The organism is Nonomuraea candida (assembly GCF_000725485.1).
Classification (GTDB): Bacteria; Actinomycetota; Actinomycetes; order Streptosporangiales; family Streptosporangiaceae; genus Nonomuraea; species Nonomuraea candida.
This window is the reverse complement of record NZ_JOAG01000064.1, coordinates 1-18,947: the sequence shown is the minus strand read 5'-3', so window position 1 is coordinate 18,947 and position 18,947 is coordinate 1. Positions and strand designations below refer to the sequence as shown.

Sequence of the window (18,947 nt, the reverse complement as noted above, 5' to 3'; positions counted from 1 at the left end):
CACGTCGCACTTTCCGGAGACGCACCGCATGATCCGCCCGCCCCGCACCACCCCGCCCACGCCGCCCACTCGCGACAGCGCACCGTCACGGGCGGGAGCCGGATCATGAGGAAGCTGCTCGCCCTGGCCACGGCGGTCCTGACGCTGACGGCCTGCGGGCAGGCGCCCGCCGCCCGGCAAGCCGCCCCCGCCGCCGCGCCGCAGGCCGGTTTCCCCGTCACCGTCGAGAACTGCGGCCGCAAGCTCACCTTCGACAAGCCGCCCGCCAAGGTCGTCACCGGCTACCACCCCGCCCTGGAGACCCTGGCCGCCCTCGGCCTCGGCGACCGGATCAAGGGGCGGACGAACTTCTCCGAGAGCGCGTTCCTGCCCGGCCAGAAGGAGATCTACGACAAGATCCCCGAGATCTCCTCGACGATCATGCTGCCGCAGAAGGAGGTCATGCTCGCCCAGGGCGCGGACTTCGTCCTGGACAACGCGATGGCCAGCTTCGACGCCGGCGGCGGCTACGCCACCGTGGAGGAGCTCGACGCCGCCGGCTCGCCCGTCTACATCCTCGGCGGCTGGTGCAGCCCGGAGGAGACGCTCGAGTTCACCCTCGACGACACCTTCACCGACCTGCAGAACCTCGGCAAGATCTTCGGCGTCTCCGACCGCGCCGACAAGCTGGTCGCCGAGCTGCGCGGCAAGCTCGACGACGTCCGCGCCCGCGTCGCCGGCCGGCCGCCGGTCAAGGTGCTGGCCACCGACGGCGGCAAGGGGCCGATCAACGCCTACGGCGGCTCCGGCATCACCAACCAGATGATCACCGCCGCCGGCGGGCAGAACGTGCTGGCCGGCGTCAAGGGCGACTACACCGAGGTCAGCGTGGAGCAGATCAGCGCCGCGCAGCCCGAGGCCATCCTGGTCAGCGAGTACGCCACCCTGCGCGGCGAGACGATGCCCAGCATCGAGGCCAAGACCGCCGACGCCCTGTCCATCGCCAGGAACAGCCCCGCCGCCAAGGACAAGCGGGTGCTCCCGGTGCCGGTGGCCGCCCAGCACCCCGGCTACCGCAACCTCCTGGCGATCGTCGACATCGCCCGCTTCCTGCACCCCGACGCGTTCACGTCATGACCAGCGAAACCCGGCAGGAGCGCGCCCCGGCCAAGCCCGCGGGCGGCGCCCGGCCCCGCCGGCGCGCCCGGTACACCGCGCTCGTCGCCGCGCTGGCCGTGGCCGTGGTCGCCGCGACGTGGCTGGCCGTCAGCATCGGCGCGGTGCCCGTCGCGCTGCCGCAGACGTGGGGCATCGTCGCCGACCGCCTGGTGCCCGGCCTGGTCCCGCACACCTGGACGCCGGTGCAGGAGCAGATCGTCTGGGAGTTCCGGCTGCCGCGCGCGCTGCTGGCGCTGCTGGTCGGGGCCGGGCTGGCGGTGGTCGGAGCGGTGCTGCAGGCGCTGGTGCGCAACCCGCTGGCCGACCCGTTCCTGCTCGGCATCTCCTCCGGCGCCTCGTTCGGGGCGGTGCTCGTGCTCATCCTGGGCGCCGGGACGCTGGGCGGGCTGTCGTTGTCGGGCGCGGCCTTCGCCGGCTCCCTGCTGGCCCTGGGGCTGGTGTACGTGCTGGCGCAGCGCTCCGGCAAGATCACGCCGTCCCGGCTGGTGCTGGCCGGGGTGGCGCTGGCCTACCTCTTCCAGGCCCTCTACAGCTTCGTGCTCCAGCAGGCCCAGAGCGGCCGGGCGGCCCAGCAGGTGCTGTTCTGGCTGATGGGCAGCCTCGGCGGGGCCCGCTGGGAGATGCTGCCGCTGCCCACGGCCGTCCTGGCCGCCGGCCTGGTCTACCTGCTGCTGCAGCACCGGCAGCTCAACGCGCTGACCGCCGGCGAGGAGACCGCCGTCTCCCTCGGCGTCAACGTGCACCGCCTGCGGATCACGCTCTTCGTGCTGACCTCCCTGCTGGTCGGCGTGCTGGTGGCCACCAGCGGCGCGATCGCGTTCGTCGGGCTGATCGTGCCGCACGCGGCCCGCCTGCTCGTCGGCGCCGACCACCGCCGGGTGCTGCCCGTCACCGCGCTGCTCGGGGCGGCGTTCCTGCAGCTCGTGGACCTCGCGGCGCGCACCATCAACGCGCCGCAGGAGCTGGCGCTGAGCATCGTCACCGCGCTGTTCGGCGTGCCGTTCTTCCTGTGGCTGCTGCGCCGCCGCTCCGTGGACCGGGCGGTGACCGTCGGATGAGGCTCGACGTGCGGGGCGTGTCGGTGCACCTCGACGGCCGCCCCATCGTGCACGAGGCCGACCTGCTGGTGGACGACGGCGAGTTCGTCTGCCTGGTCGGGCCGAACGGCTGCGGCAAGTCCACCCTGATGCGCACGATCTACCGGGCGCTGCGGCCGGCGTCCGGGCTCATCACCGTGGACGGCGATGACGTGCACGGCCTGTCCTGGCGCGAGTCCGCCCGGCGCACCGCCGTCGTCGCCCAGGAGACGCCCGCCGAGCTCGACTTCACCGTCGGGGAGGTGGTGCTCATGGGCCGCACCCCGTACGAGCGCGCCGCCGCCGAGGACGAGGAGCGGTGCGCGCGGGCCCTGGACCGGGTCGGCCTGGCGGGCGCGCAGGAGCGCATCTACGCCACCCTGTCGGGCGGGGAGAAGCAGCGCGCCCTCGTCGCCCGCGCCCTGGTGCAGGAGACCCGCCTGCTCCTGCTCGACGAGCCCACCTCCCACCTGGACGTCCGCCACCAGCTGGAGATCCTGCACCTGGTGCGCGAGCTGGGCGCCGAGCTGGGCCTGGCCACGCTGGCCGTGCTGCACGACCTCAACCAGGCCGCCGCGTTCTGCGACCGCCTGTACGTCATGAGCGCCGGCCGCGTGCTGGCGGGCGGCCCGCCGGACCAGGTGCTCACCCCCGAGCTGATCTCCCAGGTGTACACCGTGCGCGCCGTGCGCCGCACCCAGCTCGTCTTCGAACGGCTCAAGGAGGAGGACGGGTGATTCCCCGGCCGTCCTCCCCGGCCGTCCTCCTCTAAGAGACCGATGACCGCCCGGCCGCCGCCCGTCACGGCGTGGCGGCGCGGGCGTTGAGCCGGTTCACCATCAACGCCAGGGTGACCCCGTACACCAGGTGGCCGGCGACCATGACCGCCTGGCGGCCGGGCCGGTCCCGCGAGGCCGGGGGCAGGATGCCCAGTTTCGGGACCCAGCCCTGATAGCTGGAGGCCCAGATGGCCAGCGCGTAGCCCGCCCCGGCCGCCACGGGGAGGCGGTGTCCCCTGCTCAGCGTGCCGTACAGGGAGCCGGCCGTGACGCCGAAGCCGAAGTGGGCCAGCGCGCCCGCGACACCCTCGCCGGTCTTGGGCCGGTGGCGCTGGCCGGGCAGGACCGCGCGGGCGATGCGCTTGGGCGGCTGGTCAGGCATGAGACCGGCACGGCTGCCCGCCACCATGACCGCGCTCATCGCCGCCGTCGCGACGGCACCACCGACTGCGCCTTTCAGGAGTTCACGCATCATGCAAGGCGGGTGCCCCGCAGCCCGCCGCGGAAACGCCCGCCCCCGCCGTCCTCGTTCCGTCAGCCCGCCACGCGGAACAACGCGATGGCCCGGGTGCCGATCTTGAAGGAGGCGCTGGGGCGCGGCCCGCCGTCCACCGGGACCTTGCGGCCCCGCACCGTCACCGCGATCACCGCGCCCGGCGCGAGCACGGCCGTCAGGGCGGCCGGCAGGCCCGCGATCCCGGCCGCCGCGCCCGGCCCGCGCCAGTGGGTCTGCTCCCCGTAGGGCACGTCGGTGATCACGATGTCGGGGGCAGCGGCCGGAGGGTCGCCGTCCAGGGCCCGGCGCAGCGCCTCCGCATCGAACACGTCGGCCCGGCGCACCGCGTGCGGCACGTCACCGCCGCCGGCCGCCAGAGCGGCGGCCAGCTCGCGGGCGGCCCGCGCCGCCGCCTCGTACGACGGCCGGCCGAACCGGGCGGCCCGCTCGTCGAGCTCGGCGGCCCGGCCCGCCAGGCCGGCCCCGGTCAGCAGCCCGAGATTGCGCCCGGCCAGCCGCAGCACCCCGGGATCGACGTCGGAGGCCAGCACCGAGGCGACCCGCCGGCGGTGCAGCAGCGCCAGGACGGTCACCAGGTAGCCGCTGCCGCAGCACGGGTCCCACAACACGGCGGGACGGTCGCCGCCGCGCAGCGCCAGCGCGCGCTGGAAGATCTCGCTGGCCGGCCGCACCGGGAAGGCGGGGAACCCGGGGGCCGAATGCAGCACCGCACCGCTGGCCAGCCGCTCGTAGTCGCCTCTGACGGTGGCGTGACGATAGGTCACGCCCCCGCCGCCCGGCGGTTGCGCTGGCGGGCGGCTTCGTACAGCACCACGGTGGCGGCGTTGGCGGCGTTGAGCGAGCTGGCCGAGCCGGTGATCGGGATGCGCGCCATCGTGTCACAGCCCTGCCGCCATCCCGCGCTCAGCCCGGTGGTCTCGTTGCCGACGACCAGCAGGGTCGGGCCGGTCAGGTCGAGGTCGGCGATGTCGTCGGCGCCGTGCTCGTCGGTGCCGACCACGGTCAGCGGCAGGCCCCGGGCGCGCAGCCGCGCCGCCCACTCCAGCACCTCGCGGTGCGAGTGGGTGCGGACCACCGGCAGCGCCAGCAACGACCCGGTGGAGGCCCGCACCGAGCGGGGGTCGTAGGGGTCGGCGGCGTGCCCCGTCACGATCAGGCCGGCGCCGCCGAACGCGTCCAGCGAACGCGCCATCGTGCCGACGTTGCCGGGGCTGTTGGGCCGGTCGAACACCACGCCCAGGAACGACGGCCCCACCTCGATCCTGGACAGATCGTCACCCGGCAGCTCCACCACCGCCACCAGCTCGGGCACGTCGTCGTCCTTGCCACCCAGCTCCCGCAGCAGCTCGGGGGCCATCGCCACCCGCTCGCCGCCGGCCGCCTGCAGCGTCTGGACCGCCCACTGCGACAGCGGCCGGTCGGCGTCGTAGATCAGCGCGCGCACCGGCCAGCCGAGCTCGACCGCCAGACTGATCGGCCGCACCCCCTGGACCAGGAACTCCCCGGCCCGCTGCCGCTTGGACCGGTTTCCCAGCAGCGCCTGCCACTGCTGGAACCGTGCGTTCGCGCGCGAGATGCGCAACTCCCCCGACACCGATCTCCCGACCTCACCACGGCCTGCACGACACGATCACCACCGCGCGAACGGTGACAGACCGCCCCTCACGTCCGCGTTCCTCCTAGCCTAGTGGGACGCACCACGCCGGACGATCGGCCGCCGCCCGCCTCCTCTCACGGATCAGGACCTCTGAGCCGGCACCTGCCCCGGCTCCTCGACCACCCCACGGGCCAGTTCGGCGCTGGCGTAGGAGGTGCCCTTCCTGGAGAGGATCTCGCCATCGAGGATGTCGTCTTGCAGGTTGTCCACGCGCCTGCCGAGGTAGCGGTACGTGCCGGCGTCCAGCACCACGTAGGACCGCGACACAAGCCGCCCTTCCGCGTCCCGCTGGTTGCCGCCGTCGTAGCTGATACCGATCCCGGCCCGGTCCGCCGCGTCATGCACACCCATGTCCACGCGAACGCCCGGGATCTTCGCGAACGCCCTGAAGATCGCCGCTTCGAGCTTGGGCGGCATGGGGAGCTGCTGGTCGAGGTAGACCGACAGCACCCGGAACGCCCGCGCGTCGGCGCTCTCCGCACCGACGGGGTCGTCTTCCGCCTTGACCTTCCAGTGCCGGTCACCCTTGACGTGGGCCAGCAGCGCGTCCGGATCGGTGGGCAGGCGGGCCAGCTTGGCGGCGTACTCCCGCGGGGCGAGGTCGTCGTCGTCCGGGTCGGGCTCGATGGCGTGCCCCTCCATCCGCCCCCCGTTCTCGCGGAACGCCTGCTCGGCACCGTCGTACCTGGTCCAGTACTCCTGGAGCGTGGGGGTGTCCTGGCCAGACTGCTTGACGACCACCTTGCGATACATCCACTGGTCGGCACGTGGCGCGTCACCGGCCCGGCGCCGCTCGGCCACGAGAGCCGCCTGTCGCAGCACCACCTCGGCCCGCACGGGAACCGTCTCCACGATGACGGGTGGTGAAACGGCAGGCCGCTCGACACCGTTCAGAAGCGCGATCGTCCCGACGGCAGCCGTCGCCGCCGCCAGAATCGACGGGGCCACCCAGAACCGCCGCCGCGTCACCGGCCGCGGCACGCTCGCAACCTCGATGCGGCGACGCAGCCGATCCAGGCGGGCGGCGTCCGGCGCCGGGGCATCCGCCCGCAGCTCCCCCAGCAGCTTCAGATCATCCACGGGCCTTCCCCTTCTCCTCGACAGCCGACGGGTCGACCCCGCCCAAAGCGGCGCGGGTCTTCCTCCTGGCACGGTGCAACCGGGAGCGCACCGTGCCGACGGGGATTCCCAGCGCCCTGCCCACCTCCTCGTAGGTGAAATCCGTCCACGCGACCATCAGCAGCACCTCCCTGTCCTCCGCCGACAGCAGCGTCAGCGCACCGGCCAGGCTGCGGTGCGCCGCCCCCGCCGACACCCGCGCCTCCACCCGCTCCGCGTAGCTCTCCGCAACCTCGTCCACACCGCTCCTGGCCAGCGCCCGGTAGGCCCTGACCTCGGCGCGCCGGTGCTTGTGGATGAGGTTCGCGGCGATGCCGTACAGCCAGGGGCGGGCGTCGCGGTGGGAGGTGTCGTAGCGGCCCAGCCGCCGAAACGCCACCAGGAACGTCTCGCCGACGATGTCGTCGGCCAGGGAATCGCCCAAGCGCCTGGTCACGTACCGGTGCAGTTCGGGGGCGTGCCGGTCGAACAGCACCGAGAACGCGGCGGGGTCCTGGCGGGCACGTGCCATCACCTCCGCGTCGTCGGACTCCAGGTCTGTCATCAAGATCATGTGCTCCAATCGCGAATCCTCGTCACCCCCTATCCCCCGATGCGGGCAAACGGGTTCTCGCCGGCCGGCACCACCAGGGACGAACGCGCTGCCACGGGCGAGCACCGCCGGGGCGAGCACCGCCGGGGCGGCCCGGCGGCTCACGGCGCGTGCTCCTCCCCGGCGGCGGCGGTCGCGGCGCGGCAGGCGCGGACGAGCGCGACCACGGTGTCGGTGGTGCGCTCCAGATGGCTGCGGCCGTCGGGCAGCCGCGCCTCCGGGCTGATGTAGCTGTGCCGCCCGACATGGGTGGCCGGATCGAGCCGATGCACCGTGATCTTCCCGGCCCGGACGGCCCGGTTCCATCCGCTCCCCCGGAACCACCGCCGGCGCTGCGGGAAGATCCCCCACCGAGTGGACGAGCCGGGAGCCGGCCGGGGAGAATGGGGAAGGTGCCTTCCAAATCCGCCACGACCGACGAGGCCGCGAACCGGCAGCGCCTGCGCGACCTCGCGCGCCTGCGCCGCGTCCGCGACCGCATCGACAGGGAGTACGCCCAGCCGCTCGACGTCGAAGCGCTGGCCCGCGGCGTGAACATGTCCTCGGGACACCTCAGCCGCGAGTTCCGCCGCGCCTACGGCGAATCGCCCTACTCCTACCTCATGACCCGCCGCATCGAGCGCGCCATGGCACTGCTGCGCCGCGGCGACCTCAGCGTCACCGAGGTCTGCTTCGAGGTCGGCTGCTCCTCACTCGGCACCTTCAGCACCCGCTTCACCGAACTCGTCGGCATGCCGCCCAGCGCCTACCGCCGCGAGGCCGCCCGCGCCACCGCCGGAATGCCCTCCTGCGTGGCCAAACAGGTGACCAGGCCCATCAGGCACCGGGAACCGGCCACCGCCTGACCTCACCGACGCCGCCGGCTCCTGCCGGCCCGGCCGGCTCGGCTGACCACCCCCAGGGCGGCCACCGACCGCCCCTGCACCCACCTCACCGCTCGGGGCCGGCAAAACGCCGGCCCCGCCTGCCCAGGCCAACCTGGAACACCGGCCCGCCTCGCCGCCCTCGCCTCGCCGACCCCCGCCGGGAACACAGGCCCCGCCTCACCGACCCCGGCCGGGAACACAGGCCTCGACTCACCGGCCCCGGCCGGGAGCGCCGGTCTCAGCCTCAGCCGGCCGCCGGCCCCCGGCGGGCCGCGCGCCACTCCGGCGCGAGCACCGCCCACACCTCCACGTCGTGCCGCTCCCCGCGGTGCGGATAGCTCTCCCGCAGCACGCCCTCCCTCGTCATGCCCAGCCGCCGCGCCACCGCGATGCTGCCCTCGTTCCTCGCCGCGGCCAGCCACTCCACCCGGTGGATGCCCCGCTCCTCCACCGCCCAGTCGATGATCACCCGCGCCGCCCGCGTCACCAGGCCCCGGCCCACCGCCGACGGCTCCAGCCAGCAACCCGCCTCGGCCAGCCCCCGCGGCACGTCCATCGTCCGGAAGAGCACGCCCCCGACCAGCTTGCCGTCCGCCCAGATGCCGAAGATCCGCCCCGTGTCGGCCGCCGCCTTCTCCGCGTACGCCCGCAGGAACGACCGGCTCGACTCCAGATCCGTCACCGAGTCCGGCAACGCGATGTACCGGCCGATGAACTCCCGCCCCCGATCCATGTGCGCCAGGAGCTCCTCCGCCCGCCACGGCTCCAGAGGCCGCAACACCGCGCCGTCGTCACCCAGAGAAACCTCGAACATCCGTCACCTCACACCCGGAAACCAGGACAAACGCGGAAAGATCCTCGCACAAATCCCCACCACCGGGCATTCCAAAAACCCCGAGACCTCAGCACATCCAGGACACCGGCGCCACCCCGACCGGGCACACCCCCGTGCACCCACCGGTCGCCCCCCACCCCGCACCAACCGATGCGACCCGCGACCCCACAAGGACGGCGCGAGCACCCACGCCTTCCGCTTCGCCAACGCCTCCGACGACGCCATCGAGAACGCCACCGGCGGCTGGTTCTACCCCGCCTCATCGGCTGGAACGGCCACCCCGGCGTCTCCGGCGGCGACGCCGGCTTCCGCGACGCGTTCGTCCACCACACCGACTTCGGCAGCGCCCGCCTGGAGATCGGCACCGCCTCCATGGAGTACCAGCTCGGCCGCGCCAGCCCGGCGGCATCCCCTTCGACCCCACCGGCCCCCTGGAGCTGACGCCGCGAAGAGGCGCGCCCGGGAGAGACCATCGGCGCCTCTCTTGGGCGCGCCTTAGTTTTTAGTAGCTAAGTCTGAAAAATTATCTTATCGAGGTCCTTTACGTTGTAGATCATGACTAGTAGGACGAGTACATCCTCAGATGCAAGGGCCCGTGCAAGACGGGCAGGTCACGGGGGTGCCGGCAGCGGCCGCGCGGCGGGCGTACCGGCGGGAAAACCGGTGGACATCATCCGGCGGGCGCGGCCATCGTGGGCGCCATGCGTCAAGAGGAGATCTGGAACGCCGAGACCGCCCGGCGCTACGACACGCCGGGCACCGGCATGTTCGCGCCCGAGGTCCTGAATCCGACCGTGGACCGGCTCGCCGCGCTCGCCGAGGGCGGGCGCGCGCTGGAGTTCGCCATCGGGACCGGCCGCGTGGCCGTGCCGCTCGCGGCCCGGGGGGTGCCCGTCACCGGCATCGAGCTGTCGCCCCCGATGATCGAGCAGCTCCGCACGAAGGTGGACGAAGCGACCATCCCGGTGATCACCGGCGACATGACGACCGCCGTCGCGCCGGGCCGCTTCAGCCTCGTCTACCTGGTCTTCAACACCATCTCCAACGTGCTCACCCAGGCCGGACAGATCGCCTGCTTCCGCAACGCCGCCCGCCACCTCACGCCGGGCGGCCGGTTCGTGATCGAGCTGTGGGTGCCCGAGCTGCGCAAGCTCCCGCCGGGCACGCAGGCCACGGTCTTCCACAGCGAGCCCGGCTACCTCGGCCTCGACACCTACGACGTGCTGCACCAGCAGGTGGTCTCGCACCACTTCAGGTTCGGGGAGGACGGGCACGCGGCCGAGCTGTTCCGCACCCCGCACCGCTACATCTGGCCGGCCGAACTCGACCTCATGGCGCAGCTGGCGGGGTTCGAGCTGGAGAGCCGGCACGCGGACTGGTCGGGCACCGAGTTCACCGCCGAGTCCCGCTCCCACGTCTCCGTCTACCGCCTCCCCCCGGACACCATCCCGTCCTCCTGACTCCCGGCGTGATGGGTGGTTCCGGAAGGCGATAACCGGTTGCCCCGGGGGGAGGGCGTTGCCAGGCTCCTCACCATGCCTGCCTACTCCGCCTATGACGGAACCGCCCTCGCCTACGACGCCCACGGGTCCGGCGACCCCGTGATCTGCCTGCCGGGCGGCCCGATCCAGGACGCGGCCTACCTGGGCGACCTCGGCGGCCTGGCGGCGTACCGGCGGCTGATCCTGGTGGATCCCCGGGGCGCCGGCCGGTCGGCGGCGCCGGCGGACCCGGCCTCCTACCGCTGCGACCGGCTCGTCGACGACGTCGAGGCGCTGCGCGAGCACCTCGGCCTCGACCGGTTCGACCTGCTCGCGCACTGCGCCGGCGCGAACCTCGCGGTGCTGTACGCGGCCCGCCACCCGCACCGCGTCTCCAGGCTCGCCCTGATCACCCCGAGCGTCAGGGCCGTCGGCCTCGCGGTCACCGGCCAGGCCCGGCTCGGACTCGCCCGGCTGCGCAAGGACGAGCCCTGGTTCCCCGAGGCGTACGCCGCCCTTGAGGCGATCGTGGCCGGCGAGCCCACCGGGGAGAGGTGGCGGGCGATCACCCCCTTCCTCTACGGCCGCTGGGACGCGGCGGCGCGGGCCCACGACGCCGCCCAGGACGGCCACCGCAACGACGCCGCCGCGGCGGCATGGGGGGCCGAGGGCGCCTTCGACCCCGACGCCACCCGCGCGGCGCTGGCCGCGTTCACCGCCCCGGTGCTGCTGCTGGCCGGCGAGTACGACCTGAACACCCCGCCGGACGTGGCCGCCGCCTTCGCCGCGCTGTTCCCGGCCGCGGAGTGCGTCGTGCAGCCGGGGGCGGGCCACTTCCCCTGGGTGGACGACGCCGGCCGGTTCGCCGCGGCGACGGCGCGCTTCCTGGCCTGAGCACGCCTGGGCACGGAGCCGGACGGCCCGGTCACGACCGGCTGCGTGCCGCGGCGACCCATTCGTCCACCAGGGCGCAGAGCCGGTCCAGGGCCGCTTCCACGCGCTCGCGGTCGCCCGTGGTGAGGAGGTCGAGCTGCAACCCCGTGTACGCCGAGTTCGCCAGCGTCGAGACGCGTGACGCCTCGGGCTCGGGCACGCCCCGCTCGCGCAGCAGCCCGGTCACGAACTCCGCCCGGTCCGCCAGCAGCCGTGGCACGTGGCCGAGCAGCCTGCCGCTCGCCGCCAGGCCCTCGATCTCGTGGATCAGCCGGGCGACGGGCAGGTTCTCCTCCCGCGTCTGCCAGTCCCAGGCGCGGCGCATGACGGTGCCCACGCTGTCGGCGCCCGACCAGCCGGGCAGGGCCCGCATCCACGCCCGGTGCCGCTCGTCCAGCCGCTGCAGGGTGGCCTCCAGCAGGGCCTCCTTGTCGGCGAAGTGGTGGGTGAGCACGCGCGTGGACTTGCCCAGGTGCTCGGCCAGCGGGCGCATCGACAACGTCGAGAGCCCGTGCCCCGCCAGGTAGTCGACGATCTGGTCGAGCAGCTCCCCGCGCCGGTTCGGGTCGGCGGTCCTGGCCATGGCAACCCCTTTGACGTCATTCGGGTGACGACTGTTACCCTAAATGGGAAACGACTGTTACCTTAATCGGGGGGTGCCATGTCCCTGGAGGCCCCATCGCGGGTGCGTCCGCCCTTGTGGCTGCTCGCGCTGGTCTTCACCACGTTCACCTTCGCCACCGACGATTACGTGATCGCCGGCGTGCTGCCGGCCCTCTCGGCGGACCTCGGCGTCAGCGAGGCGGCGGCCGGGCAGCTCGTGACCGTGTTCTCGCTGGCCTTCGCGCTGGGCGCGCCGGTCGCGTCCGTGGTGACCGCCACCTGGCCGCGGCGCCGGCTGATGACCGGCGCGCTGGCGCTGTTCGTGGCGGCGAACTGGGCGGCGGCGTTCACCGGCTCCTACGCCGTCCTCATGGGGCTGCGCGTGGTGGCCGCGCTCGCGGCGGCGGCCGTCGTGCCGTCCGCGTACGCCGTCGCCGCCTCCCTGGCCCCGCCCGGGCGTCAGGGGCGCTACCTGGCGCTGGTGATGGGCGGGCTGACCGGCTCGCTCATGCTCGGCGTGCCCATCGGCACCTGGGTGGGCGGCGCGTACGGCTGGCAGGCCACGTTCGGGCTGGGCGGGCTGCTGGGGCTGGTCGCGCTCGTGGCGGTCGCGCGTACGCTGCCCGAGACTCCCCCGGCGGACGCCATGCCGATCCGCGACCGCCTGGCGCCCCTGGCCCGGCCCCCGGTGCTGCTCGGCCTGCTCGGCATCGCGGCGAGCACGCTCGGCAGCATGGTGGTGCTGACCTATCTGGCGCCGTTCCTGCGGGACGTGTCCGGGGCGGGGCCGGGCGAGCTGGGCTGGGTGTTCGCGCTGGCCGGGCTCGCCGGAATGGCGGGCGGGCAGCTCGGCGGGCGGGCCGCCGACCGCTGGGGCGCCGACACGGCGCTGATCACGGGCGTGGCCGCGTTCGCCGCGGTGATGGCGGCCCTGACGCTCTGCTGGCTGCTGCGGCCGTTCACGCTGCTCGCGCTGCTGCCGCTGCTGCTGGCCTGGGCGGCCGTGTCCTGGTGGCTCCCCCCGCCGGCGCAGACCCGCCTGCTCGCCCTGGCCGGCCCGGCGGCGCCGCAGGCCCTCGCGCTCAACAGCAGCGCCGTCTACGCCGGCGTGTCGGGCGGCGGGGCGATCGGCGGGCTCGTCCTGGAGAGCCACGGCAGCGGCCGGCTGCCCGCCGCCGCGGCCGCCGTCGAGCTCGCCGCCCTCGCCCTCTTCTGGCTGGCCGGCCGCCACGCCGGGTTGACCCGGAATCCGGCGCGGTGATAGATCTCTTGGCCAGCGTCGCGGTGCACCCGGCAAGGAGAACGCCGAGGGCATGGAGGCGCGGTGACCTCGGAATTCACGTGACACCATCCCACGATCGCCTGACGGCGTTCGGCAACCAGCTCGTCGGCGTGCACCTCTGGCTCCGCGAGGAGCTCGCCTCCCTCCGCGAGGAGCTCGACGCCCACCTCGCCGGCGGAGCCCGCCCCCGCGACCTGCGCGCCCACTGCCTGAGCTTCTGCTCGGCGCTCGACCGGCACCACACCGGCGAGGACGACGGCGCGTTCCCCGCGCTCGCCGCCCGCTTCCCCGAGCTGGGGCCGGTGCTGGAGGAGCTGCGCCGCGACCACCGGCTGGTCGAGGAGTCCCTGCGCCGGCTCCAGGCGCTCATCGACGGCCTGGACGAGCGGCGGGGCGACCCCGCGAAGGTCCGCCACGAGATCGACAGCCTCGCCGCGCTGATGGAGACGCACTTCGTCTACGAGGAGAAGCGCATCGTGGCGGCGCTGAACGACCTCGACGTGCCCGGCTGGCGCCGGTCCCGCCCCGGCTTCCTCCGTACCGGCGACGCCGCGCCCTGACCCGAAGCCCCGCCCCGTCGGGCAGCCGGTCAGGTGGGGGCGAGCAGGTCGAGGACCGCGCTCACGGCCGGGGTCGGCGTGCGCGCCAGCGCGTGCGTGGTGCGAGTGATCGCGGTCGTGGCGATCGGACGCAGCACGACGCCCTCGGGCACGCCGACCACCGTCGCCACCAGTTCCGGCACCAGGCCCGCCCCGAGCCCCTCGCGCACCATCCGCAGCACGAGGGCGTAGTCGTCGGCCGTGTGCACCACCCGCGGCCGGAACCCGGCCAGCGCGCAGACCCGGTCGAGCAGCTCGTGGTCGCTGGTCCCGCGCGAGCCGGCGATCCACGACTCCTCGCGCAGCAGCCGCAGGTCCACCGCGTCCGCCACCGCCGGGTGCCCCTCGGGCAGGGCCATCAGGATGGGCTCGGCGCCCAGGAAACGCCGTGAGACCCCCGGCGGCGGGTCCTCGGGGATCAGGTTGTAGGTGAAGACGACCGCCAGCTCGCAGTCGCCGCCGCGCAGCGCCTCGACCGCCTCGCGCGGCTCCAGCTCGCGGACGATCACGTGCAGGCCGGGGTGGCGGGTCCTGGCCGCGGCCATCGCGGGCAGCAGGCGGTGGACGGCCGCCGTGGCGAAGCACGCCACCCGTACGGGGCCGCGCGGCGTCGCGGCGGACCGCAGGTCCTGCTCGGCCGCGTCCAGCGCGTTCAGCACCGTACGGGCGTGACCGACGAGCCGCCGCCCCTCGGCCGTCAGCCTGACCCGGCGCCCGGCCCGCTCGAACAGCGGCACCCCCGCCTCCCGCTCCAGCGCCGCGAGCTGCTGCGACACGGCGGAGGAGGTCATGCCGCAGACCTCGCCCACGGCGGTCATCGTGCCGTGCTCGGCGAACTCGCGCAGCAGCAACAGCCGGGTCGGATCCAACATCAAGCCCAGCTTACAGATCACCTCAGCATTACTAAGTGGACGTTGCCGAAGTGCTCGCGCGACACTGCCACCTGGCATGGAGCCCGGGCGACGCCATCACCGGTGATCCGGCCCGGGCGACACCGCCACCGTTGATCCAGGAGGACACCATGCTGACCGTCGTCGAGATCCCCCAGTGGCAGGGATCGCTCTCCCCCACCGCGCCCGGGCTGGCCGAAGGCGCCTCCCGGCTGGCCGCCATGGTGCCGGGGGCCCGCCGCGTACGGGTCGAGACCGGCGGCACCCTCGCCGAGACCGCCGCGCGGGTCCGCCGGGCGCTGCCGCAGGACGGCTTCACCGTGACCGTCGGCGGGGACTGCGGCGTCGAGCTCGAACCCGTCGCCGCCGCGCTGCGCCGGCACGGCGACCGCCTGGCCGTCGCCTGGTTCGACGCGCACCCCGACCTGAACACTCCCGAGAGCTCCCCCTCGGGCGCCTTCCACGGCATGATCCTGCGCACCCTCCAGGGCGAGGGCCCGCCCGACCTGGTGCCCTCCCCCGCGCTGCGCCCCGGCCAGATCGCGCTGGCGGGCACCCGCTCGTTCGACCCGGCCGAGACCGAGCACATCCGGCGGGCCGGCATCGGCGGCCTGTCCGGCATCGACGCGGACGCGGTCGTGTACGTGCACGTCGACCTCGACGTCCTGGACGGCATCAGGTCCGTCGGCTACCCCGAACCCGGCGGCCTGTCCCCCAGGGAGCTGGCCGAGGCCGTCGCCGCGCTGGCCGCCCGCCACGAGATCGTCGGCCTGGGCATCACCGAGTACGCGCCCTCCGATCCCCGCGACGAGGAGCTGCTGCGCCGCCTCGTCCCCGAGCTCGTCCGGCTCTGCCACGCCTCCCGCCCCTGGCAGATCGAACGGCGCGCCGCCACCGCCTGGCCGGCCCGCCACGCGGAGGAGCGCGACGGCTGGCTCCTGCGCCACACGCCGGGCGTGGGCAACCGCCGCTCGAACTCCGCCCTCCCCCTGCCGGCCGTTTCCCCCTCGACCACCGCACTGCCACCCCTCACCACCTACCCCGCCTCCCCCACCGGCCCGGACACCGGTTCCGGACCAAGGGCCGACGCCGCCTCCGGTCCGAACTCCGCCTCCGCACCGAAACCCGCCCCCGGCCCCGGCGCCACTTCCGGACCGCGTGATGCCTTCGGTCCGGACGCCGGCCTCCACTCCTTCACCGCGTCGCCGCCGATCGCCTCGCCGGAGACGCTCGCCGGGATGGAGTCCTTCTACGAGCGGCGCGGACTGCCCGTGATCGTGCAGGTGAGCCCGGCCGGGCACCTGCGGGAGCTCGACGCGCTGCTCGCCGGACGCGGCTACACCCGCGAGGGCGAGACCCTCGTCATGACGGCCACCACCCGCGACGTGCTGGCCGCCGCCCCCGGCCCCGAACCGGCGGGGCGGGCCGAGGAGGTGGAGGACCGCGACCGCTGGGCCGCGCTGTTCGAGGCCGTGAAGGGCGACACCGCCGGCATGGAGGTCATCTCCCGCATCACCGCCAAGGCGGTGCTGCTGGCCAAGGACACCGCCGGTCTGGGCCTGGCGGTCACCGAGGACGGCTGGACGGGCCTGTTCTGCATGGCCACCCACCCGGACCACCGCCGCCGGGGCGTGGCGAGGGCGGTCGTGGCCGCCGCCGCCCGCTGGTCGGAACGCCAGGGCGCCACCCGCCTGTACCTCCAGGTCGAGGCGGACAACCCAGCCGCCCTCGCCCTCTACGACGGCCTCGGATTCACCACGTCCCACGAGTACCACTACCGCCGCCGCCCGTAGCGGCGCACGAGAGCCGGCACCGGTGGAGCCGGGCAAGCAGTACTTTCGGCCGGTGCAAGCACCCGCACCCCAGGCCCTAGCCTGGACCCCGTGCAAGTCCCCGACCGGTTCAAGGTGGTGGCCGAGGCCGGGCTCGGCCTCGGGCTGGCGCTGGCCATCGCCTTCCAGGCGCACCGGATCGCCGGCAGCTGGGGCGCCGCCCACTGGTGGTTCGGCGCGCTCGCCGGCGCCCAGGTCTGCCTGCTCGCCCTGTTCCGCCGCCGCGCCCGGCTGTGGACGGCCGTGGCGGGCCTGGCCGTGGCCGCGCTCGCCGTCGTCGTCTCCCGTCTCGCCCACCTGCCCACCGAACCGGGCCCCGCCACCGCTCTCGGCCTGGCGGTGCTCGTCGCCGGGGCGGTCAGGACGCTGCCCGCCCGCACCGCCGGCGCCGTCGCCGCCGCGGGGCTGGCCGTGCCGGTCGGCGCGCTCCTGGCCGCTCCGGCCTCCGCCGTGCCGGTGCCGGCCTGCCTGTCCTGGCTCGCCGCCCTGGTGATGGGGCTCGTCCCGCGCCTCCTGGCCGCCCGCCGCCACGCCGCCGCCGAGCGCGTACGGCGGGCAGAACGCCTCGAACTGGCCAGGGAGCTGCACGACGTCGTGGCCCACCACATCACCAGCATCGTGCTCCAGGCCCAGGCAGCCCGGCTCGTCACCGCCAAGCACCCCCAAAGGACGGACGACTCGCTGGCCGGCATCGAGAGCGCGGGCTCGGAGGCCCTGGCCGCGACCCGCCACGTCGTCGGCCTCCTGCGCGCCCCCTCCACCGGTCCGGCCGGCTGGGCGGTCCGCGCCACCGTCCCCACCGGCGGACGCCGATGACGGCCCCCGTACGGCCGCGCCACCGTCCCGACCGGCGGACGCCGATGACGGCCCCCGTACGGGAGCGGCCGTGACCATCCGGGTGCTGCTGGCCGACGACCAGGCGATGATCCGGGCCAGCCTGCGGATCATCCTGGAGGACCAGCCGGACATCGTCGTGGTCGCCGAGGCCGGCGACGGTGTGGCGGCGATCGAGCAGGCCCGCCGGACCCGTCCGGACGTGTGCCTGGTCGACGTCCAGATGCCCCGCCTCGACGGGATCGGGGTCGCCCGCGCGCTGGCCGGCGACCCGGCCCGGGTGGTCATGGTGACCACCTTCGACCTCGACGAGTACGTCTACGGCGCGCTGCGCGGCGGCGCCACCGGGTTCGTGCTGAAGGACGCGGGCCCCGGCCTGCTGGTGGAGGCCGTGCGGGCCGCGTACGCGGGCGACTCGCTCATCTCGCCGTCGATCACCCTCCGGCTGCTGCGCCACCTCACCGCCCGCGGCGACCGCGGCGCGGCCCGCGCGCCCGCGCAACCCCTGACCCCGCGCGAGCTCCAGATCGCGCAGGCGGTCGCCCGAGGACACACCAACCAGGAGATCGCCGACCACCTGTTCATCTCGCTCAGTACGGTCAAGGGACATGTGTCGGGCATCCAGGCCAAACTCGGCGTGCGCAACCGGGTCGAGATCGCGGCCTGGACGTGGGAGAGCCGGCTCGTGGGCCCGGACTGACGCCACTAACCGGACGAGTGCGGTGAAAGTGGCGGGAACCCACCGAGTCCGTACGACGTCCAACCAGAGCTAGCGTTCGCGCCGGGCACCCGCACCATGGACGGCGGTGCCGGCGCGGTAGTCCGACCTGTTCGCCTACGACGACAAAACGACGCCAGTATCAGCTGCCCCGCCCTCCACGCCCCGGCACACCGGCCGTGGCGCGAGCCGCCATGCGCCCGATTCGCCGCGTGGAGGGCATTGTCCCCCGATCCGAGCCCACCGATCCAGTGGAGGACCTGGTGACGCCCACGAGTTCCGGCCGATCGCAGGAACGACAGCACGCCCGCCCCGGGAGGGTCTCCCGGCAACTGCTCAAGGTGGCGGCCGTCACGGTCGTGGCGACGAGCGGCCTCAGCGTGACCATGACGGCCTCGGCGGCCACCGGCACGCCCGCCCCGCCGCCCGCGGTCACCGAGACCCCGGCCCCGACGACCCCGGCCCCGACGCCCACCGAGACCCTGACCGCCACGCCCACCGATGCCGCCACGCCCACCGATGCCGCGACGCCCGCGCCCCTGCCCACGCCCGTCGAGCTGCCGCCGATCAACCCCTGGGGCTTCATCGGCACCATGCACGGCGAGTTCGCGGTGACCGCCAAGGACGGCTGCACCACCGTCACCCTGCTCACCCAGACGGGCCAGGTGACCGCCGCCACCGCGGACTCCCTCACGGTACGCAGCCAGGACGGCTTCGAGCAGGCGTACACGATCGACGAGTCCACCCGCCGGCCGGTGCTCTTCCGCGACCGGAACCGGCAGGACGAGGAGAGCGCCGGCGACGAGGAGCTCGCGCCGGGCGACTGGGTGTCGGTGACGGCCACCGTCAGCACGCCGGCGCCTTAGTCTCGTGGGCTCGGAGATGTGTATAAGAGACAGCCACCTCCACCACCCCGCCGACGAGCCCCACCGACGCGCCGACGCCACCCGCCACCCCGGCGACCCCCACCGACGGGCAGACGTCTCCCGCCGGCGGGCAGCCGGCCACGACGGACGGGCGGACGGCGACGGCCGTCTACGTCCTCGACCTGTCGCAGCCCTTCCGGCTGCACCCGAAGAGCAGCAGGGAGTGGCGGCGGGCCAAGCAGTGGTGGGCCACCGTCGTGCCCAGGTGGCAGACCCCGGCCCCGACGCCCACCGAGACCCTGACCGCCAC

At 74.3% G+C, this 18,947-nt stretch carries 22 protein-coding genes; 13 read left to right on the top strand and 9 right to left on the bottom strand.

The window, feature by feature from the left end; translation table 11 throughout:
* Positions 1 to 105: 105 nt before the first annotated feature.
* The 3 genes from IO39_RS40090 to IO39_RS40080 are packed head-to-tail and all read left to right on the top strand — an operon-like array spanning position 106 to position 2,971.
* The gene (locus IO39_RS40090; RefSeq protein ID WP_043635620.1) at positions 106 to 1,116 is read left to right on the top strand and encodes an ABC transporter substrate-binding protein; all 1,011 of its coding nucleotides are present in this window, start codon (positions 106 to 108) and stop codon (positions 1,114 to 1,116) included.
* Positions 1,113 to 2,216 carry a FecCD family ABC transporter permease gene (locus tag IO39_RS40085; protein WP_043635617.1) on the top strand — a complete coding sequence of 368 codons (1,104 nt, stop codon included), beginning with the start codon at positions 1,113 to 1,115 and terminating at the stop codon, positions 2,214 to 2,216. Before IO39_RS40090 ends, IO39_RS40085 begins: the two co-directional genes overlap by 4 nt.
* Positions 2,213 to 2,971: an ABC transporter ATP-binding protein gene (locus tag IO39_RS40080; RefSeq protein WP_043635616.1), complete on the top strand. Its 759-nt coding sequence runs from the start codon at positions 2,213 to 2,215 to the stop codon at positions 2,969 to 2,971. Before IO39_RS40085 ends, IO39_RS40080 begins: the two co-directional genes overlap by 4 nt.
* Before the next feature lie 64 nt (positions 2,972 to 3,035).
* On the opposite strand, the gene IO39_RS40075 is transcribed toward IO39_RS40080, so the two are convergent.
* The 6 genes from IO39_RS40075 to IO39_RS53515 form a co-directional block, all read right to left on the bottom strand.
* The gene (locus IO39_RS40075; RefSeq protein WP_043635614.1) at positions 3,036 to 3,488 is read right to left on the bottom strand and encodes a DUF6789 family protein; all 453 of its coding nucleotides are present in this window, start codon (positions 3,486 to 3,488) and stop codon (positions 3,036 to 3,038) included.
* Positions 3,489 to 3,547: 59 nt separating this feature from the next.
* Positions 3,548 to 4,294: an rRNA methyltransferase gene (locus IO39_RS40070; RefSeq protein ID WP_043635612.1), complete on the bottom strand. Its 747-nt coding sequence runs from the start codon at positions 4,292 to 4,294 to the stop codon at positions 3,548 to 3,550.
* A complete protein-coding gene (locus IO39_RS40065; RefSeq protein ID WP_043635610.1) occupies positions 4,291 to 5,124 on the bottom strand; it encodes a TrmH family RNA methyltransferase in 834 nt (277 codons plus the stop codon). Before IO39_RS40065 ends, IO39_RS40070 begins: the two co-directional genes overlap by 4 nt.
* A gap of 144 nt (positions 5,125 to 5,268) precedes the next feature.
* Positions 5,269 to 6,267, bottom strand: coding sequence for a CU044_5270 family protein (locus IO39_RS40060; protein WP_043635609.1), 999 nt, complete (start codon positions 6,265 to 6,267; stop codon positions 5,269 to 5,271).
* A complete protein-coding gene (locus tag IO39_RS40055; protein WP_245642553.1) occupies positions 6,260 to 6,859 on the bottom strand; it encodes an RNA polymerase sigma factor in 600 nt (199 codons plus the stop codon). Before IO39_RS40055 ends, IO39_RS40060 begins: the two co-directional genes overlap by 8 nt.
* A 140-nt stretch (positions 6,860 to 6,999) precedes the next feature.
* Positions 7,000 to 7,170 (bottom strand): hypothetical protein, encoded by a 171-nt coding sequence (locus IO39_RS53515; protein WP_211267345.1) that lies wholly within the window; start codon positions 7,168 to 7,170, stop codon positions 7,000 to 7,002.
* Between the two features lie 120 nt (positions 7,171 to 7,290).
* Between IO39_RS53515 and IO39_RS40050 the strand changes: the two genes are divergently transcribed.
* The gene (locus tag IO39_RS40050; RefSeq protein WP_245642552.1) at positions 7,291 to 7,743 is read left to right on the top strand and encodes a helix-turn-helix transcriptional regulator; all 453 of its coding nucleotides are present in this window, start codon (positions 7,291 to 7,293) and stop codon (positions 7,741 to 7,743) included.
* Between the two features lie 265 nt (positions 7,744 to 8,008).
* On the opposite strand, the gene IO39_RS40045 is transcribed toward IO39_RS40050, so the two are convergent.
* Positions 8,009 to 8,578, bottom strand: a complete 570-nt coding sequence (locus IO39_RS40045; RefSeq protein WP_043635605.1) for a GNAT family N-acetyltransferase — start codon at positions 8,576 to 8,578, stop codon at positions 8,009 to 8,011.
* Between the two features lie 171 nt (positions 8,579 to 8,749).
* Between IO39_RS40045 and IO39_RS55370 the strand changes: the two genes are divergently transcribed.
* From IO39_RS55370 to IO39_RS40035, 3 genes are all read left to right on the top strand, one after another.
* A complete protein-coding gene (locus tag IO39_RS55370) occupies positions 8,750 to 9,040 on the top strand; it encodes a hypothetical protein (RefSeq protein WP_157549601.1) in 291 nt (96 codons plus the stop codon).
* A 260-nt stretch (positions 9,041 to 9,300) separates the two neighbouring features.
* Positions 9,301 to 10,059 (top strand): class I SAM-dependent methyltransferase, encoded by a 759-nt coding sequence (locus IO39_RS40040; protein ID WP_043635667.1) that lies wholly within the window; start codon positions 9,301 to 9,303, stop codon positions 10,057 to 10,059.
* A 75-nt stretch (positions 10,060 to 10,134) separates the two neighbouring features.
* The gene (locus tag IO39_RS40035) at positions 10,135 to 10,974 is read left to right on the top strand and encodes an alpha/beta fold hydrolase (protein WP_043635603.1); all 840 of its coding nucleotides are present in this window, start codon (positions 10,135 to 10,137) and stop codon (positions 10,972 to 10,974) included.
* Between the two features lie 31 nt (positions 10,975 to 11,005).
* Here the strand turns inward: IO39_RS40035 and IO39_RS40030 are convergent, their stop codons facing one another.
* Positions 11,006 to 11,596, bottom strand: coding sequence for a TetR/AcrR family transcriptional regulator (locus tag IO39_RS40030; RefSeq protein WP_043635601.1), 591 nt, complete (start codon positions 11,594 to 11,596; stop codon positions 11,006 to 11,008).
* A gap of 102 nt (positions 11,597 to 11,698) precedes the next feature.
* Between IO39_RS40030 and IO39_RS40025 the strand changes: the two genes are divergently transcribed.
* Both IO39_RS40025 and IO39_RS40020 read left to right on the top strand, forming a co-directional pair.
* Positions 11,699 to 12,877 carry an MFS transporter gene (locus IO39_RS40025; RefSeq protein ID WP_211267344.1) on the top strand — a complete coding sequence of 393 codons (1,179 nt, stop codon included), beginning with the start codon at positions 11,699 to 11,701 and terminating at the stop codon, positions 12,875 to 12,877.
* An 80-nt stretch (positions 12,878 to 12,957) separates the two neighbouring features.
* Positions 12,958 to 13,458 carry a hemerythrin domain-containing protein gene (locus IO39_RS40020; RefSeq protein WP_043635598.1) on the top strand — a complete coding sequence of 167 codons (501 nt, stop codon included), beginning with the start codon at positions 12,958 to 12,960 and terminating at the stop codon, positions 13,456 to 13,458.
* 29 nt (positions 13,459 to 13,487) lie between these two features.
* Here IO39_RS40020 and IO39_RS40015 read toward each other — a convergent pair whose 3' ends face one another.
* Positions 13,488 to 14,369, bottom strand: coding sequence for a LysR family transcriptional regulator (locus IO39_RS40015; protein WP_052423982.1), 882 nt, complete (start codon positions 14,367 to 14,369; stop codon positions 13,488 to 13,490).
* A gap of 35 nt (positions 14,370 to 14,404) precedes the next feature.
* Between IO39_RS40015 and IO39_RS59270 the strand changes: the two genes are divergently transcribed.
* The 4 genes from IO39_RS59270 to IO39_RS59780 all read left to right on the top strand — a co-directional run bounded on the left by IO39_RS59270 (position 14,405) and on the right by IO39_RS59780 (position 18,637).
* Positions 14,405 to 16,180: a GNAT family N-acetyltransferase gene (locus tag IO39_RS59270; protein WP_169789203.1), complete on the top strand. Its 1,776-nt coding sequence runs from the start codon at positions 14,405 to 14,407 to the stop codon at positions 16,178 to 16,180.
* A 90-nt stretch (positions 16,181 to 16,270) separates the two neighbouring features.
* On the top strand, positions 16,271 to 17,035 hold the full coding sequence (locus IO39_RS40005; RefSeq protein WP_245642551.1) for a histidine kinase dimerization/phosphoacceptor domain-containing protein: 765 nt from the start codon (positions 16,271 to 16,273) through the stop codon (positions 17,033 to 17,035).
* Between the two features lie 70 nt (positions 17,036 to 17,105).
* On the top strand, positions 17,106 to 17,753 hold the full coding sequence (locus tag IO39_RS40000) for a response regulator (protein ID WP_043635596.1): 648 nt from the start codon (positions 17,106 to 17,108) through the stop codon (positions 17,751 to 17,753).
* Positions 17,754 to 18,034: 281 nt separating this feature from the next.
* Complete coding sequence (locus tag IO39_RS59780) at positions 18,035 to 18,637, top strand: hypothetical protein (protein ID WP_211267343.1); 603 nt, start codon at positions 18,035 to 18,037, stop codon at positions 18,635 to 18,637.
* Positions 18,638 to 18,947 lie beyond the last annotated feature (310 nt).